The following is a 15,346-nucleotide window of genomic DNA, read 5'->3' on the forward strand; positions in this document are numbered from 1 at the left end:
ACCAATTCGTCCCAGCGAAGTTCATAAAATCCAGTTCTCGCCCGTATGATTTTAGGACTCAGGCAACCCTGTGCCATCTGTTTATGATACACGACAAAACCACAGCGTTCCCAGTGCAGCAATTTAATTCGGTTACGGGATCGATTGTAGAAAACGTAGACAACACCATCAGAAGGATTGAAGTCATTGCTGCGTACCAATTGGGACAGGCGAAGAATACCCTGACGCATGTCCACAGGAGTGCAACAAACCCGAAAAACATTTGTTTCGTTGAGTACAAACATAAGTTTTTCGGGCAAAGGTAGTAAAGCAAGAATGTTACACAAAGGCGGCTAATATTGGATGCTTACGATGCTTACGATAAAATAAGAGGATAGAAATAAAAAACGGCCAATAGAAGAGACTTCTATCAGCCGTTTGGTATAATGATAAATAAATATTTTACTTAGCGTAAGATACGCTTCGTGTTTCACGAATAACGGTAATCTTTACCTGTCCAGGGTAAGTCATCTCGTTTTGTATCTTCTCTGCAATCTCGGTACTGAGGTTTTCGGTCTGTGTATCGTCCATACGATCAGCACCCACAATTACACGAAGTTCGCGTCCTGCCTGAATAGCATAGGTCTTTGTTACACCAGGATAGCTCATTGCAATGGCTTCCAAATCGTTCAATCGCTTGATGTATGCTTCTACAATTTCACGGCGTGCACCTGGGCGAGCACCCGAAATAGCATCGCAAACCTGTACAATTGGTGCAATAAGGCTTGTCATTTCTACTTCATCGTGATGGGCTGCAATAGCGTTGCAAATTTCAGGTTTTTCCTTGAATTTTTCGGCTACACGACCACCATAGATAGCATGTGGAAGTTCGGTTTCTTCATCAGGCACCTTACCTATATCGTGCAACAAACCTGCACGCTTAGCCTTCTTAGGATTGAGTCCTAATTCGCTTGCCATAACACCACAAAGATTTGCAGTTTCGCGAGCGTGTTGGAGAAGATTTTGTCCGTATGATGAACGATACTTCATTTTACCTACAATGCGGATAAGTTCAGGATGGAGGCCGTGAATACCAAGGTCGATAGCGGTACGCTTTCCTGTTTCGATAATCTCATTATCCAATTGTTTTTTCACCTTAGCTACTACTTCTTCGATACGAGCTGGGTGGATACGACCATCGGCTACCAACTGATGGAGTGCCAAGCGACAAATCTCACGGCGCACAGGGTCGAAAGCTGAAATAACAATAGCTTCAGGGGTATCGTCTACAACAATTTCTACACCTGTAGCAGCCTCCAAAGCACGAATATTGCGACCTTCACGCCCAATAATTCGTCCCTTTACCTCATCGCTATCAATGTGGAAAACACTAACCGAGTTTTCAATAGCTGTTTCGGTTGCTACACGCTGAATAGTCTGTATAACTATCTTCTTTGCTTGCTGATTAGCATTGAGTTTTGCCTCGTCAACTATTTCGTTGATATATGATGCAGCATCAAGTCGGGCTTGGTCTTTAAGGCTTTCCACCAAGCGTTCTTTAGCTTCTTCTGCGCTCAAACCTGAAAGTTCTTCAAGCTTTGCACGTTCAAGTTCTTGCTGTTTTTCAAGTTCTTGTTCCTTTATTTGGAGCAATTTCTTGTCGTTATCAATACGTTGTTGCTGCTGGTCTACCTCTTGCTTGCGTCTGTTAATATCGTCTTGACGCTGATTGAGTGATATTTCACGTTGCTTGAGGCGATTTTCGTTTTGTTGGAATTTTTGGTTGCGCTGTTGTACCTCCTTTTCAAGTTCGCTTTTCTTGTTCAAGAACTTTTCTTTTACTTCCAATAGTTTTTTCTCTTTTAATACTTCAGCATCTTTCTTTGCTTGCTCTATCGTCTCTTCGTACTTGCCTTTTATAACGTAACGAAACATTGCAAAGCCGCCAACACATCCTAATACAAGACATGCCACGGCAATTATAATTGCTAATATTGGGCTCATTTCCTATTTATTAAATTATTGATTATCCTTGATTACTTTTTGAGTGCTTCTTCAATCTCTGAAGTGAGTTGACCAAGAATTTCGCTGAATGGGGCTGTGTCATTGCGTGCTCCTTCCATTTTATAATGGAGCGCAATGTCGAGCATTGACATATAAAGTATGTCCTTATCGCTTTTCTTACCTTTGAAAAGCTGTGAATAAGAATTTACTTTCTCTGTTATAAGTTTTGCTGCAGCTCTATAATACTCTTCGTCTTCACGTCGTATATTTACAGAAAGTTCTGTATCGTAGGCGTGCAACCTTATATGTAATTTATCGTCAGCCATTCTTTTTACGGTTTATTTCTCACTAATGAGGGTGATGCACTTGTTTACATCTCTGATGAGCTTTGCAATGCGCTTTTGTGCACTTTCCATATCGCCATCGCTTATCTCAATCATCTTAGCCATTTTTAATGAACTATATTCGCTTTGCGCTTGATTTAACTGTGATTTTAGTTGTGCAATCTCTTTATCACGTTGGTCCACCAATTCATACAACTCGTTATTCTCCTGTTTCAATTCTTGATACTGGAGAATCATTTGTCTTACACGTGTTGCAAATGTATTTAGTGTTTTCTCATTCGCATTCATATACTTACATCGTTTTGGCTACAAATTTACATTAAACTTTCAACTTATCAAAATTATTGATAGATTATTTTAATGTTTGGCTATATCCACAACTTTGTTATGAATTAGCTTGGTCGTCACCCTGACGAGGTTCTTTCTTTGCCAACATAACGACTTGATAAACAAAGTCGACACACCATTGGCGTGAAAATCCAAGACGTTGACTGAGTTGGCGAATAGACATTACCGACTTGATAACAGCAGGGTCGGAGAAGTCGTTTTTGGTGAAAATATCGTCAACGGTTTTTTCGGTCATCTTGTAAATTATCTTATTGAAGAAGCCTGGAACACGTAGTTTGAATTTCATCAAGTTGCCAATCAACATCATCAAATCTTGTGAAAATGCTTGGAATTGGTAAAGATAGCCTTGCACATCTTGCAATTTCTTGCAATTCTTCTTGATGCTGTTATCTATCTCATCGAAGAACAAGTCAGATGTTCCATATAGGTTTTTCATTGTTTTTCTTACACTGGTTTTCTCGCCTACTCCCAACTTGTTATTTACAGTAGGTACTTTGAAAGTTTGCTTATAAGTGCGCAAGTCGGGCAATGAAGCCAAATTAGTGATGCCCAACTTGGCAGCCAATGATGCTTGGAAATAAACTCTGACCAATGTCATATAGTCGTTCATTCCTCCAACTTTTTCTTGTTCGTCTTTATTGCTATTGAATATCTTTGAAAAGATTCCCATTATAAAACTTTAATATATGTGATTTTAAAATAGAGTAAATACTCTTTAAGGATTGCAAAGTTAAGAAAATAAAATAAGATTTATAGATTTATGGATATTTTTTTTCACACAAAGGCAAAATATCAATTTAATTGATTACCTTTGCCACATATAAAATAACTCAACGATATATGAGAACAATTGGCCAAGTTGTGCAGCACAAATGGTTTAAAAGAATAAGACTCGAAAAATAATAAAACTCATACTATCGAACAAGAGTTGAATTTAGGTTGCGTAAAATAAAAATAAAATAATTAGAAATTATGAAAGGTATTGTTCTCGCAGGAGGGTCTGGCACACGCCTTTACCCTATAACAAAAGGTATCAGTAAGCAGTTGATACCCATCTACGATAAACCTATGATTTATTATCCTGTGTCAGTATTGATGTTGGCAGGTATAAAGGAAATTTTGATTATATCAACACCTAACGACTTACCAGGCTTTAAACGATTGCTCGGAGATGGACACGAATTTGGGGTAACTTTTGAGTATGCGGAACAACCTTCACCTGATGGCTTGGCACAGGCCTTCATTATTGGTGAAAAATTTATCGGAAACGATAATGTTTGCTTGGTATTGGGCGACAATATCTTTTACGGAGCTGGCTTCTCAAGTCTGCTAAAAGAAAGTGTGAGAACAGCCGACGAAGAAGGAAAAGCAACTGTATTCGGTTATTTCGTAAACGACCCCGAACGATATGGCGTAGCAGAATTTGATAAGAATGGCAATTGTCTCAGTATAGAGGAAAAGCCTGAACACCCAAAGAGCAATTATGCTGTAGTGGGATTATATTTCTACCCTAATAGTGTTGTAGAAATAGCAAAGAATATTAAGCCCTCAGCTCGCGGAGAATTAGAAATAACAACCGTAAATCAAGAATATTTGGCAAAAGAACAACTAAAGGTACAAACCCTACAACGTGGGTTTGCGTGGTTGGATACTGGTACACACGATAGCTTATCAGAAGCAAGCACATTTATAGAATGTATTGAAAAGCGTCAAGGCTTAAAGGTTTCGTGCCTTGAAGAAATAGCATATAAAAAAGGTTGGATAACAAAGGAACAACTTATTAATACTGCACAACCAATGGCTAAAAACGCATATGGCAAATACTTGCTCAAACTTGCTAACGATTAAATCAAAGAATAATTAGGTTTTATATATGGAAGAAATTATAAACAAAGACGCTGAATACGGAAAAGAAGAAGGTAAGTCATTCATTGATTTCCAACTTATTTTTCGTACAGTGGTACTTAATTGGTATTGGTTCATTCTCTCAGCCATCATTTGTGGAGGTTTAGGTGCTATTTATTTACGTTATGTAACGCCAATTTATCAAACACAAGCCAAGTTATTAATTAAGGATGCCGATAATAATGGTCGTAGATCAAGTCTCCAAAATATGGCAAACTTGGGTATTATGTCTAATTCTGCAGGTATTGACAATGAGATGGAAATACTTTCATCACGTTCAATGTCACAAGATGTAGTGCGCGACTTAAAACTATATGTTAATTATTCTACCAAAGGAAGAGTAAAGAGCGTATTCTATTATGGCGACCAACCATTGAATGTAGATATTGATAAGGCTCACTTGGAAAAGCTTAATCAGCCCATCAAGCTTACCATCACACGTAATGATGATGGATATTCTGTAAACGGAACCTACTCTGTTTCAATCAATGAGCAGGACGCTGAAGGACCTTACTCATTAAATAGAAGATTTTCAACTCTACCTACAACTATTTCTACACGTGCAGGTATTATCACTATAGCCTCAAACAATGGAAAGATGTTGCGCAAGGGTGAAGAGTTGTATGTGAATATTCAGTCGCCAAAAATGGCTTGCAACAAATACGTTGGTGCATTGCAAGTAGCACAAAATTCAAAGTCTACAAGCATTGCCCTTCTAAAATTGACTGATGAAATTCCACAACGTGCCATCGACTACTTAAAACAATTGGCAGTGGTATATAATCGTCAAGCAAATGAAGACAAGAACACAATTGCGCTTAGAACTGACCAATTTATTAACAATAGATTGGGTAAAATCAATGCTGAGTTAGGTAAAACAGAAAGCCAAATTCAAAACTTCAAACAACAGAATGGTATGGTTGAGTTGCAAATGAATGCTACAAGCAGTTTTACTAATCAAACTCAATCAGAACAGAAACTTACAGATTTAGATACTCAAATAGAACTCTTCAATAGCATTGCATCGGAAGTAAAAGGCTCTTCAAGAGATTACACACAAGTAATTCCTTCAAATATAGGATTAACAGATGCAACTTCTTCAAGCCTCATCGATAAATATAACGAGTTGGTATTGGAACGCAACCGACTATTGCGTAGTGCTTCTGAAAACTCACCAGTTGTAGAACCATTGACAGACCAAATACGTAATCTCAATGTAAATATACGCCGTGCCATCGAAACAGCACGCAATAACTTGCAAATACAACGAGATGCTATCGCTGGACAATTTGGTAAATACAATTCACAGGTAGCAGAAACACCATTGCAAGAACGAATGTTAAACCAAATAGGACGCCAACAAGAAGTACGTTCGGGTCTTTATTTGATGTTATTACAGAAGCGTGAGGAGAATAATATCTCATTGGCGGCAACTGTAGACAAGGGTAAACTTATTGACGAACCTCAATTTGCAGGAAAAGTAAGTCCAAACTCTGAAATGATTATGCTCATTGCTATCGCTTTAGGCTTAGCACTTCCAGCATTGATACTATTCCTTATAGAGTTCTTCCGCTATAAGATAGAGGGTCACGATGATGTAGTTAAACTCACAGCTCTTCCTATTATTGCCGATGTACCAGTAGCAAGCAACTCGGCAAAGGGCAAGGCAGACATCGTTGTACACGAAAATCAAAACAACCAAATGGAAGAGGTGTTCCGCTCAATGCGAACCAACTTGCAATTCATTATGGAAGAAAACCAAAAGGTTATTATGTTTACATCGTCTACATCGGGCGAAGGTAAGACCTTTACAGCTGCAAACCTTGCGGTCAGCTTTGCGCTCTTAGGCAAGAAGGTTATCCTTGTTGGACTTGATATTCGTCGTCCTCGATTAGCCGAGCTATTCAGAATTAGCGATCACAAGCACGGTATAACCAACTTGTTGATGAAAAACAATCCAACTTCCGATGAACTTAGAGAGCAAATACTTCCATCTGGTGTGAACAAGAATTTGGACTTATTGATGGCTGGTCCTATACCTCCAAACCCAACAGAATTAATTGCTCGAGAGTCATTATGCGAAACCTTTAACCTTCTACGTTCAGAGTACGACTACGTACTTATCGACACAGCCCCTATCGGACTTGTTACCGATACGTTAGAAATAGGTAAGATAGCTGATGCAACGGTTTATATGTGTCGTGCAGACTATACTCCAAAGGCATCCTTCGGTATGATTAACGATTTCCATACAGGAAAGAAATTACCAAAGATGTCTATCGTTCTCAATGGTATAGATATGTCTAAGAAGAAGTATGGCTACTACTACGGCTATGGCAAGTATGGCAAATACGGCCGTTACGGCTATGGCAAGGGTGATAAATACGGTTCTTACAGCACATACGGCAAGTATGGTAATTATACCAATAGCCACTATGGCGATAAAAAAGACAATTCGATTAAACTATAAAAAATAGTAATTCAATCAAGGAATGGTGTTCTTTCATACATCATTCCTTGATTTTATTTTTTCTAACACTTGATTTTATTTCGATAATATATGGTAATAGCAGTAGATTTTGATGGAACAATTGTAGAGCACAAGTATCCTAAGATAGGTTCAGAAATACCTTTCGCCACCGAAACACTCAAGCAATTAATTAAAGATGGTCACCAACTTATTCTTTGGAGTGTACGTGAAGATGAATTATTACAAGAAGCTGTAGATTGGTGTCACGAACGTGGTGTGGATTTTTGGGCAGTAAACAAGGACTATCCAGAAGAAGAACATTCTAAAAACAATCATTACTCGCGCAAGTTGAAAGCCGATATGTTCATCGATGACCGCAATATTGGCGGTTTGGTAGATTGGGGTACAATGTACCAAATGATAAAAAATAAGGAGACTTGGGAAACCTTACGTTATGCAGAACATTCCTATTCGCATCCAGAACCTAAGAAGAAACATTGGTGGAACTTCTAAGCTTCGGAACAAAATTAAAAGAAACTTTTATAGAACATCTATTCACATTAAATCTTCATTGAAACAAAAAGAATAGACCTCACAAAAAAGACGTTCCATATATCAAACAGAGGAAGAGCAAAGACCTACATATACAATGTAAAAGTCTTTAATCTTCCTCTTTTAAGTTTATTTTTTTACATTTCTTGTTGAACTCAAAGTGTTCATTAAGAGGTGTTTAAGAACTTTCTCAACTATTTTTGAAACGTATGAAACGACTTATGATAAATGCACTCTTACTCTAATATCTAATCTGAGTTGAAGTATAGAAAGGCATTACTTCACAATAACCTTTTTGACCTTACCATTTTCAAATTTCACGATATTGATACCACGCTGCAACTCTTTAACTTCTTTACCATCAATAGTAAATATAGCCTTCACCATTGTTTCACTATTAGAGTTGAGTGGTGCATCAATATTTGTTGCAGCGGGGTGTAAATCTTCTGCGCCCGAAACCTCTGTAGACAATTCACCTACCCAATTTCGTCTTGGACACTTATCGTTCAACCCATTATATACACGTACAAAATCAATCTTGTCTAATTTTACAGCATTTCTATTTGCATCTACAGCATTATCAATGTCAAAATCAGGTTTGTCGCTATTAGAAATATTATCTACATAGCCATATCTAAACGAGTTTTGCACCCACCAACCATCTTTATTCGTATAGCTATTTTTGGGAAGTAATGTGCCTTTAAAGGTCAAATCTTCTTTAATCCACAATGGATAATACTCTTGTTCACGAGGATACTCCTCAAGTACTATTCGTTCCACTGTACCTGTTTTTCCTTTATTATCTGTCCAAGGAATATCGTTCATTGGGTTAGGTTTATAAGTAATCTCGTAATCGTAAATAACCTTTCCCACGCTATCAACATCGGCACTTCCCGACAATTCATACCATATATCATCAGGCTTTCCGTTGCCATTTTCATCTTTTGAAACCATCACAATACCTGCCTCTGACGACCCAGGATGTGCGTTTCCATAAATTCTTAAGTCAGGTTCGCCCGCTACATTAATAACAGAATGATCGAAGTGGAAGGTAATATAACCGCCATACGCACCCAAAGTTACGCTATATCCGTTACGTCTTCCAGCTATCGACTCTGAACATTTCTTTGCTGCAGTTTCTGCATTATCTGCTGCAGTAAGTTCAGGTAATACATTGACAAACTGCCCTGGAGCAGGTCTGTATTCATCTACCGCCTGTATAAATGGCGATTTTTGTGCAAATGTAGCCATAGCCATTGGCAACATTGCAGTAAGTAAGTAAAATCTTTTCATCGTTATTTCTTATTTTGTTATTTCATCAAAAAGCACGCGTGCCCTGGTATATCGCCTGTCAACGTATGCCACTTATAATTTCCATCTTTATCAAAGCAGTATATTTTACCACTTGACACATAGTTTGTAGCGTCCATCACATAGACGTCACCTGTTGCAGGGTGAATGATGATACCATAAGCTGTCTTGATAGGAACATCAGTAGGAAACTTCAAGAAGTCATCATTTACCATCTTCATTGTTCTTATATCAATCACCTTAAACTTTGTTTTAGCTCCTCTTCCCGAATAGCTAATGAGCGAATCGCCACGGAAGTCGAACCCATCAGTGCGACTATCTAACGAATCTACTACAACATCATTCTCAACGATAAATAATTTTGAGGGAATTCTTTTCATATCTCCACGCGACGAAACCCACAATCTTCCATATTTATCATTGCGTACACGGAACAGGTTGGGTGCAACTTTAATCGTATTCGTTACCTTAAACGTTTTCAAATCAATAACACTCACCCTGTTATCATAGCCAATTGCTTTCATTCCGTTATAACCACCGCTATTCGCAACATAGAGTTTTCCCTTGTTTACGACCAATTCGTCAGGTTGATAACCCACAATACATTTATCTACAACCTTCAATGAAGCGGTGTCAACCTTATAAACAGCACCCAATACACTTTCACTGTTAGGCAATCCCACATACGTACTCACGTATGCAAAGCCACCATCGAAAGCCAAATAACGACAGTTTGGAATATCTACGTGCCCTCTGCTCACAGCTGTTTTAGCATCAGCCACTTCCACCTTATGCGACATATTTATCACCATCCAAAGGCTGTTTCCATAAATCTGTACATCGTTTCCCACATCACCAAGTTCCTTTATCAAGTTAGGATTGCGAGAAGGATAAATATTGCGAGAATAAACTCCCGTACTCAAATCAAGATAGTCTAACGTTGCCTTGTTCGACCCCATATTGCCTTCATTCAGCACATAAAGTCCTAAATAGTTGCTCACCAACTTGTCGCCAACGTTGTTTTCAGTTGGATAAATTATAATGTCATTCTCCCTACAACTGCTTGCAACAAACGCCACAAACAATAAATAGATAATGTATTTTAGATGTTTCATCTTCTTATTTATAATTCAACTTGGAAACCCACTACCCCATTAATTCCTGGCATAGGATAATTGAGTATCACATCATACTTTTGGTCAAACACGTTGTTTACCTCCGCTGTTATACGCATACGTGTTGTACACACCTTGAAATCGTATTGCAAACTCAAGTCGCTTGTGTACCAAGGCTGCATATAGTTGTACGCAATGTTTTCTTGCTGATTGTAACGTTTGCCCGAATAGATAAAGCTGTAATTCAGCGTCCAATTCTTATAAGCCACATTTACGATTGCCGAACCGCTATGATAAGGAATATAAGGTATTTGGTCGTTATAGAACACATCTGCCTTGTCGGTTACGTCTCTTGCGTCTTGATAAGTATATTGCAATCGTCCTGTTACCAACAAGTTCTTCATAGGTTGCAGGCTCACCGACGTCATTACGTCCAATCCTGTAATATGCACCTTTCCAAGGTTCAGCATCGTCCATCTAAACTGTTGCCCCTTAGGATAAGCAATTATCTTATCGTGAATAGTGTTGTAATACCCATCAGCTTGGAAGTGGAAATTGCGCATCAACCCCTTGTTATAACGTTTATCAAAACGCACCCCAAAGTCGTATTGTAAAGCACTTTCTGGTTTAAGGTTTGCATTTCCTAAGTCGGTGTAATACAAATCGTTGAATGTAGGCATACGAAAACTTCGCTTAGCAAAGGCACGCAAACTAAAGGTAGCTGACGACCCATCATTATAAAGTTTGTCCACCAATGGGAAATCGATAAACAATGCAGGTGTAAACTTATTGATATTATTGGTACGCGTCACCTCCTCCAAAAACTCTGTTCGTGGGTGCAATCTATCGTGTACAAACGACCCTAAAACCGATACTTGTGCCTTCATCCATTTCAAGTCTAATGCGGTTGCAAGACTCACCAAGTGCGAGAAACGTGTAGGGAAAGCAAAGCGATAGGTATCGGCATTGAGCTTATTCCATCTAAAATCGTAACTCACCGATGCACTCCAATTGCGCATTATCTCGTACGCGTTAGCCGTAGAGAGATACAGTTCTTGCTGCCAATAACGATTGTCAATAGGCAGCATCATCGTGTCACGATTGACATAATGTGTACGATAAAACGCATATTTTGCCAACCATTGGGTAGAAAAGCGGTCGCTTATATCTTTCTGAAATCTACCTTGCACAAAGGTATTCATATCGCCTTGTCGCTCACCTCTGCGCCAAACATTATTCACAATAGCTCCAGGGATACCTCGCTGACTGTGATACAGATAGGCTTTAGCGTTCCAATAGCCACGTAGAATAATGCCATTGATATTCAAGTCTACCCTTTCTGCACGTACATCTCCGTTTTCACGTACTGCTGTGGTATCGTATGCCACTTCTCCGTTGGGTGTTACACGACGATAATTAAACTTATATTTACCGCTCGACGTTATGTATTCGGCATTCAACGAGCTTGACACAGCAGTCGAAATGCGCTGCTCCCAAAGTGTAGAGAAGCGGAAAAGGTCGCTCGACCCATACTTTGCTTTTAGTTTCAAATTATAGTTTTTTCCTTCAGTAAAGCGTGGTTGACGAGTACGAATGTACACACTACCAGCATTACCGAAGTCGGAAGCAGGTTGGAAAATAGCACTTTTCTGTCCGTTGTACATAGATATTTCGCCAATATTGTCCAACGAGTATTGTCCAAGGTCTATCTGTCCATTCTGTGCATTGCCCAATTCTATTCCGTCATAGAAGATGCCTATATGATGCGTACCCATACTTCGTATATCCACAGTCTTGATACCGCCCACACCTCCATAATCTTTCAATTGTACACCCGAAAAGAAGCGCAACGCATCAGCTACCGACTGACTATTCAAGCGTTCCAATTCTGCTCCTTTCAATTTTTGTGAAGGAACTATCTCTCTAAGGGGTAAACGTGCCGTAACCACTACTTCTTCAATGGTTGTGATAGAGTCTTTTTGAATTGTTTGCGCAAATGCAGCAAGCGAACAAGATAATAAAAAACCTATTGACAATAATTTCATAAATGGCTATGTCTTTAAAAAGAAAAGTCTATATAGACGCAACAAAGACACGACAATCAAAGCAATGAAATAAAAATCTAAAAACTTAATTCGTTTTCTTCCTACTTTTTTCGCAACGAGTACACTAAATGGCGCATAGGGTGTCCACCCCACTCGTTATCGTCCTTGTACTCAAAGCCTATTTGGGTATAAAGTTTTTCGGCTTTGGGATTGCCTTTGTCCACCAAAAGGGCTGTGGGCAAGCCCATAGCTTCTCCCTTTGCTATTGTGGCACGCAACAAGGCTGAAGCAATGCCCATTTTCCGATAATTCTTATCTACACAAAGCGAGTCGATGTATAACTCGCCTGCTTGCGTTTCGTCAGGAATTGTAGAATAATCTTTGCCAAATGCAGCCTTTGCACCCTCAATAAAAGCCTTACGAAGCGAACGAAGCTGACTTCCGTCATAGCTTACACACACGCCCACTACCCTACTCTCTCCATCTACTGCCACCAAGGTATTACGATAAGAGTATTGCGAATCGGTGCGCCTTACAAGGGTCTGCATCAAGGCGTAGAAGTCGTCTAAGGTATGATGTTCACCTGCAAACCACTGGCAGCAATCGTGGTCCATTGCCTCCATTATCATACGAGCAACGATGGGGGCTTGGTCTATTTGGGCTTGACAAATCTGTATCTTCATATTCGATTAAAATAAAAGCGTATCAAAAGGAGATAGAAACGCAACTTTATCACGTACCTATTTCCTTTCTATTCCTTGTTTTTTATTTCTTTTCTAATGCGGTAAAGGCTGCCAACAAGGCATTTACCTTCTTTTCTATGTTAGCCACACCACCCTTAACGTCCGACTCAATATTGAGCGGCAACACAGGGTCGTGAAGCGACTGACGAAGCAAGAACCACCCTTGTTCGTCCTCAGCCTTACAAGCTATGCGTACTCCCTCGTAGTTAGGCGTAACTATCTGCCAACCAGCCTGTTTTTCAGCCTCGCTCTTAATATGCTTTAGCACATCTTCGCCATAGGCTTTAAAGTCGTCTGCATTGATTTTGAAACGCACTTCCTTGCTTTCTTTAGGCTGACGAAGAGCAGCTATAAGGTCTTGCAACTCTTTTCCTTCCTTGCGAAGACAAGCTGCCTCAACAATGAGTTTAGCCACAAGGTAAGCACCATCGTCTAAGAAGAAGTTTTCGCGCAATGCAGCGTGTCCCGAAGTTTCAATAGCTAACCAAGATTCTTTACCTTCAGCATTGAGACGGAGCGACTCATTGATAACGTTCTTATAACCACGGCGGAAGCGATGATGCACACCTTTGCGGTCGGCAATGAATGTTGCCAAACCATCAGAAGTAACCGAGTCGGTAACGATAGTACTTTGAGGGTGCTCACGGAGAATAACGGCAGCTATCAAGGCTATCAATGCGTTACGATTGATAGGTGCACCTGTGCGGTCTACAATGGCAGAGCGGTCTACATCGGTATCAAAAATAATACCAAGGTCGGCTTTCTGCTCCACTACCGCCTTGCAGATAGATGCCATAGCCTGTTTGTCTTCAGGATTAGGCACGTGGTTAGGGAATTTTCCGTCAGGTTCAAGGAACTGACTACCCTTTGTATCTGCACCCAAACAATCGAGCACATTGTGAACAAAAAATCCACCTGCACCATTACCTGCATCAACAATGATTTTCATTCCCTTCAAAGGTTCATCGCCCACATTTACACCTTTTCTTATATAGTCTACAAGAATATTGCAGTAGGTTTGCATAAAGTCTACCTCTTTCACGGTGCCTTCAGCCTTATTCTCTACATTGTAGAATTGTGGTGCAAGCTCTAAGATGCGTGCTATATCAGCCTTTTCTAATCCACCCTTAGCCGTAAAGAACTTCAATCCATTACGATTCCAAGGCAAGTGGCTTGCTGTTACCATCACAGCACCATCTACTTTAAGCGTATCGTCAACAGTAGACATAAACATTGCAGGAGTGGACGCCATACCAAAAGTCAAAACTTCAGCACCTACACCAGCAGCACCTTCGGCAAAGGCTTTGCGCAATGCAGGGCTTGACAGGCGTGAGTCGCTTCCTACAGCTACACGTTGAGCAGTCTTGCCATTCTTTTCGCCAAGCCAAGCCACAAAGGCTTTAGCCAAAGCGATGGTTATTTCGTCTGTAAGATTTACGTTTTCACCCTCTATACCTTCAAGGGCAATGCCACGAATGTCTGAACCATTCTGCAATTTCTTCCAATCCATTCTGTTTCTTCTTTAGATGTTTTCCGTTGTAATATATTTAATATTTAGTTCTTTTATTTTTCGTTTATAGCCTCAGCACAATGGTTTTATGCCTTAGGTTTAGGATATTTGCGGAACCAACCATCTAAACGCAAACGCATCACTCCAAAGAATGCTTCAGAGAATATGCCACCGCTCATTTTGCTTGTTCCTTCTCTGCGATTGACAAAGATAACAGGCACTTCCTTTATCTTGAAACCTATCTTGTACGAGGTATATTTCATTTCTATTTGGAAAGCATATCCCTTAAACTTTATTTCGTCTAAAGATATGGTTTCTAACACCTTGCGGCGATAGCACACAAAGCCTGCTGTGGTGTCGTGAACGTGAAATCCTGTAACAAAGCGCACATACTTGCTGGCAAAATAGCTCATCAGCACACGCCCGATAGGCCAATTTACCACGTTCACCCCACTTACATAGCGTGAACCCACAGCCACATCGAAGCCTTCATCGTGGGTAGCTGCATAAAGGCGAGGCAAATCGTTGGGGTCATGACTAAAGTCGGCGTCCATCTCAAAAATATATTCATAGTCGTGCTCTAATGCCCATTGGAAACCACGAATATAAGCTGTGCCCAAGCCTAATTTCCCCGAACGCTCTATGATGAAAAGACGATCAGCAAATTCGGTCTTGATAAGGTTGTGCACTATCTGTGCTGTTCCGTCAGGACTACCATCGTCTATCACTAAGATATGGAAACACTTGTCCAAGCCAAAAACAGCTCGGATAATCTTCTCCATATTCTCTTTTTCGTTATAAGTGGGAATGATTACAATACTATCGCTTGCCATATATATATATGTTTTTTGCAAAATTAGTATTTTTATCCGAATACTACAAATCAAATAGGAAGTTTGTTTATACAAAAAGCAAATGCAAAAAAGAACACGCAAAACACAAAGGCTATACCATACAAAAGAATGGTAGAGAAAAAGAAGAAAAGGTACGTAAAAACCTAAACAGCCTACAGACGAAGAA

14 protein-coding genes are annotated in these 15,346 nt (G+C 39.7%); 3 read left to right on the plus strand and 11 right to left on the minus strand.

Translation table 11 applies throughout. The features are described 5' to 3' along the window. The 5 genes from tnpB to CZ367_RS05925 all read right to left on the minus strand — a co-directional run. On the minus strand, nucleotides 1–284 hold a 284-nt coding region (tnpB, locus tag CZ367_RS05905), incomplete at its 3' end, for an IS66 family insertion sequence element accessory protein TnpB (protein WP_077197379.1). Between the two features lie 157 nt (nucleotides 285–441). Then, nucleotides 442–1,983 carry a ribonuclease Y gene (gene rny, locus CZ367_RS05910; protein WP_077196028.1) on the minus strand — a complete coding sequence of 514 codons (1,542 nt, stop codon included), beginning with the start codon at nucleotides 1,981–1,983 and terminating at the stop codon, nucleotides 442–444. Between the two features lie 32 nt (nucleotides 1,984–2,015). After that, nucleotides 2,016–2,309, minus strand: coding sequence for a cell division protein ZapA (locus CZ367_RS05915; RefSeq protein WP_077196029.1), 294 nt, complete (start codon nucleotides 2,307–2,309; stop codon nucleotides 2,016–2,018). Nucleotides 2,310–2,321: 12 nt separating this feature from the next. Next, complete coding sequence (locus CZ367_RS05920; protein WP_077196030.1) at nucleotides 2,322–2,615, minus strand: hypothetical protein; 294 nt, start codon at nucleotides 2,613–2,615, stop codon at nucleotides 2,322–2,324. A gap of 97 nt (nucleotides 2,616–2,712) precedes the next feature. Next, nucleotides 2,713–3,345: a hypothetical protein gene (locus tag CZ367_RS05925; RefSeq protein ID WP_077196031.1), complete on the minus strand. Its 633-nt coding sequence runs from the start codon at nucleotides 3,343–3,345 to the stop codon at nucleotides 2,713–2,715. 302 nt (nucleotides 3,346–3,647) lie between these two features. Here CZ367_RS05925 and rfbA point away from each other — a divergent pair, with 302 nt between their 5' ends. The 3 genes from rfbA (at nucleotide 3,648) to CZ367_RS05940 (ending at nucleotide 7,563) form a co-directional block, all read left to right on the plus strand. Continuing rightward, nucleotides 3,648–4,523 carry a glucose-1-phosphate thymidylyltransferase RfbA gene (rfbA, locus tag CZ367_RS05930; RefSeq protein WP_077196032.1) on the plus strand — a complete coding sequence of 292 codons (876 nt, stop codon included), beginning with the start codon at nucleotides 3,648–3,650 and terminating at the stop codon, nucleotides 4,521–4,523. A 25-nt stretch (nucleotides 4,524–4,548) separates the two neighbouring features. Continuing rightward, a complete protein-coding gene (locus CZ367_RS05935; RefSeq protein ID WP_077196033.1) occupies nucleotides 4,549–7,050 on the plus strand; it encodes a GumC family protein in 2,502 nt (833 codons plus the stop codon). Nucleotides 7,051–7,140: 90 nt separating this feature from the next. Further along, nucleotides 7,141–7,563 carry a BT0820 family HAD-type phosphatase gene (locus tag CZ367_RS05940; RefSeq protein WP_077196034.1) on the plus strand — a complete coding sequence of 141 codons (423 nt, stop codon included), beginning with the start codon at nucleotides 7,141–7,143 and terminating at the stop codon, nucleotides 7,561–7,563. A gap of 315 nt (nucleotides 7,564–7,878) precedes the next feature. Here CZ367_RS05940 and CZ367_RS05945 read toward each other — a convergent pair whose 3' ends face one another. The 6 genes from CZ367_RS05945 to CZ367_RS05970 form a co-directional block, all read right to left on the minus strand. Then, the gene (locus tag CZ367_RS05945) at nucleotides 7,879–8,895 is read right to left on the minus strand and encodes a hypothetical protein (RefSeq protein ID WP_077196035.1); all 1,017 of its coding nucleotides are present in this window, start codon (nucleotides 8,893–8,895) and stop codon (nucleotides 7,879–7,881) included. Between the two features lie 17 nt (nucleotides 8,896–8,912). Then, on the minus strand, nucleotides 8,913–10,028 hold the full coding sequence (locus tag CZ367_RS05950) for a YncE family protein (protein ID WP_077196036.1): 1,116 nt from the start codon (nucleotides 10,026–10,028) through the stop codon (nucleotides 8,913–8,915). Nucleotides 10,029–10,036: 8 nt separating this feature from the next. Then, entirely contained in the window at nucleotides 10,037–12,073 is a 2,037-nt protein-coding gene (locus CZ367_RS05955) for a TonB-dependent receptor plug domain-containing protein (protein ID WP_077196037.1), read from the minus strand. A gap of 101 nt (nucleotides 12,074–12,174) precedes the next feature. Next, nucleotides 12,175–12,756: a GNAT family N-acetyltransferase gene (locus tag CZ367_RS05960; RefSeq protein WP_077196038.1), complete on the minus strand. Its 582-nt coding sequence runs from the start codon at nucleotides 12,754–12,756 to the stop codon at nucleotides 12,175–12,177. Nucleotides 12,757–12,838: 82 nt separating this feature from the next. Next, nucleotides 12,839–14,326, minus strand: coding sequence for a phosphohexomutase domain-containing protein (locus CZ367_RS05965; RefSeq protein ID WP_077196039.1), 1,488 nt, complete (start codon nucleotides 14,324–14,326; stop codon nucleotides 12,839–12,841). An 86-nt stretch (nucleotides 14,327–14,412) separates the two neighbouring features. Next, nucleotides 14,413–15,159, minus strand: coding sequence for a polyprenol monophosphomannose synthase (locus tag CZ367_RS05970; RefSeq protein WP_077196040.1), 747 nt, complete (start codon nucleotides 15,157–15,159; stop codon nucleotides 14,413–14,415). Nucleotides 15,160–15,346: the final 187 nt, after the last annotated feature.

Origin of the sequence: Prevotella ihumii, from assembly GCF_900155655.1 — a bacterium.
In the GTDB taxonomy this organism is placed as follows: Bacteria; Bacteroidota; Bacteroidia; order Bacteroidales; family Bacteroidaceae; genus Prevotella; species Prevotella ihumii.

What these genes read in the sequence shown, in the direction of transcription:
- CZ367_RS05915 (WP_077196029.1), bottom strand. Translation starts at nt 2,309, where the DNA reads ATGGCTGACGATAAATTACATATAAGGTTGCACGCCTACGATACAGAA.
- rfbA (WP_077196032.1), top strand. Translation starts at nt 3,648, where the DNA reads ATGAAAGGTATTGTTCTCGCAGGAGGGTCTGGCACACGCCTTTACCCT.
- CZ367_RS05955 (WP_077196037.1), bottom strand. Translation starts at nt 12,073, where the DNA reads ATGAAATTATTGTCAATAGGTTTTTTATTATCTTGTTCGCTTGCTGCA.
- rny (WP_077196028.1), bottom strand. Translation starts at nt 1,983, where the DNA reads ATGAGCCCAATATTAGCAATTATAATTGCCGTGGCATGTCTTGTATTA.
- CZ367_RS05970 (WP_077196040.1), bottom strand. Translation starts at nt 15,159, where the DNA reads ATGGCAAGCGATAGTATTGTAATCATTCCCACTTATAACGAAAAAGAG.
- CZ367_RS05940 (WP_077196034.1), top strand. Translation starts at nt 7,141, where the DNA reads ATGGTAATAGCAGTAGATTTTGATGGAACAATTGTAGAGCACAAGTAT.
- CZ367_RS05945 (WP_077196035.1), bottom strand. Translation starts at nt 8,895, where the DNA reads ATGAAAAGATTTTACTTACTTACTGCAATGTTGCCAATGGCTATGGCT.
- CZ367_RS05920 (WP_077196030.1), bottom strand. Translation starts at nt 2,615, where the DNA reads ATGAATGCGAATGAGAAAACACTAAATACATTTGCAACACGTGTAAGA.
- CZ367_RS05950 (WP_077196036.1), bottom strand. Translation starts at nt 10,028, where the DNA reads ATGAAACATCTAAAATACATTATCTATTTATTGTTTGTGGCGTTTGTT.
- CZ367_RS05925 (WP_077196031.1), bottom strand. Translation starts at nt 3,345, where the DNA reads ATGGGAATCTTTTCAAAGATATTCAATAGCAATAAAGACGAACAAGAA.
- CZ367_RS05960 (WP_077196038.1), bottom strand. Translation starts at nt 12,756, where the DNA reads ATGAAGATACAGATTTGTCAAGCCCAAATAGACCAAGCCCCCATCGTT.
- CZ367_RS05935 (WP_077196033.1), top strand. Translation starts at nt 4,549, where the DNA reads ATGGAAGAAATTATAAACAAAGACGCTGAATACGGAAAAGAAGAAGGT.
- CZ367_RS05965 (WP_077196039.1), bottom strand. Translation starts at nt 14,326, where the DNA reads ATGGATTGGAAGAAATTGCAGAATGGTTCAGACATTCGTGGCATTGCC.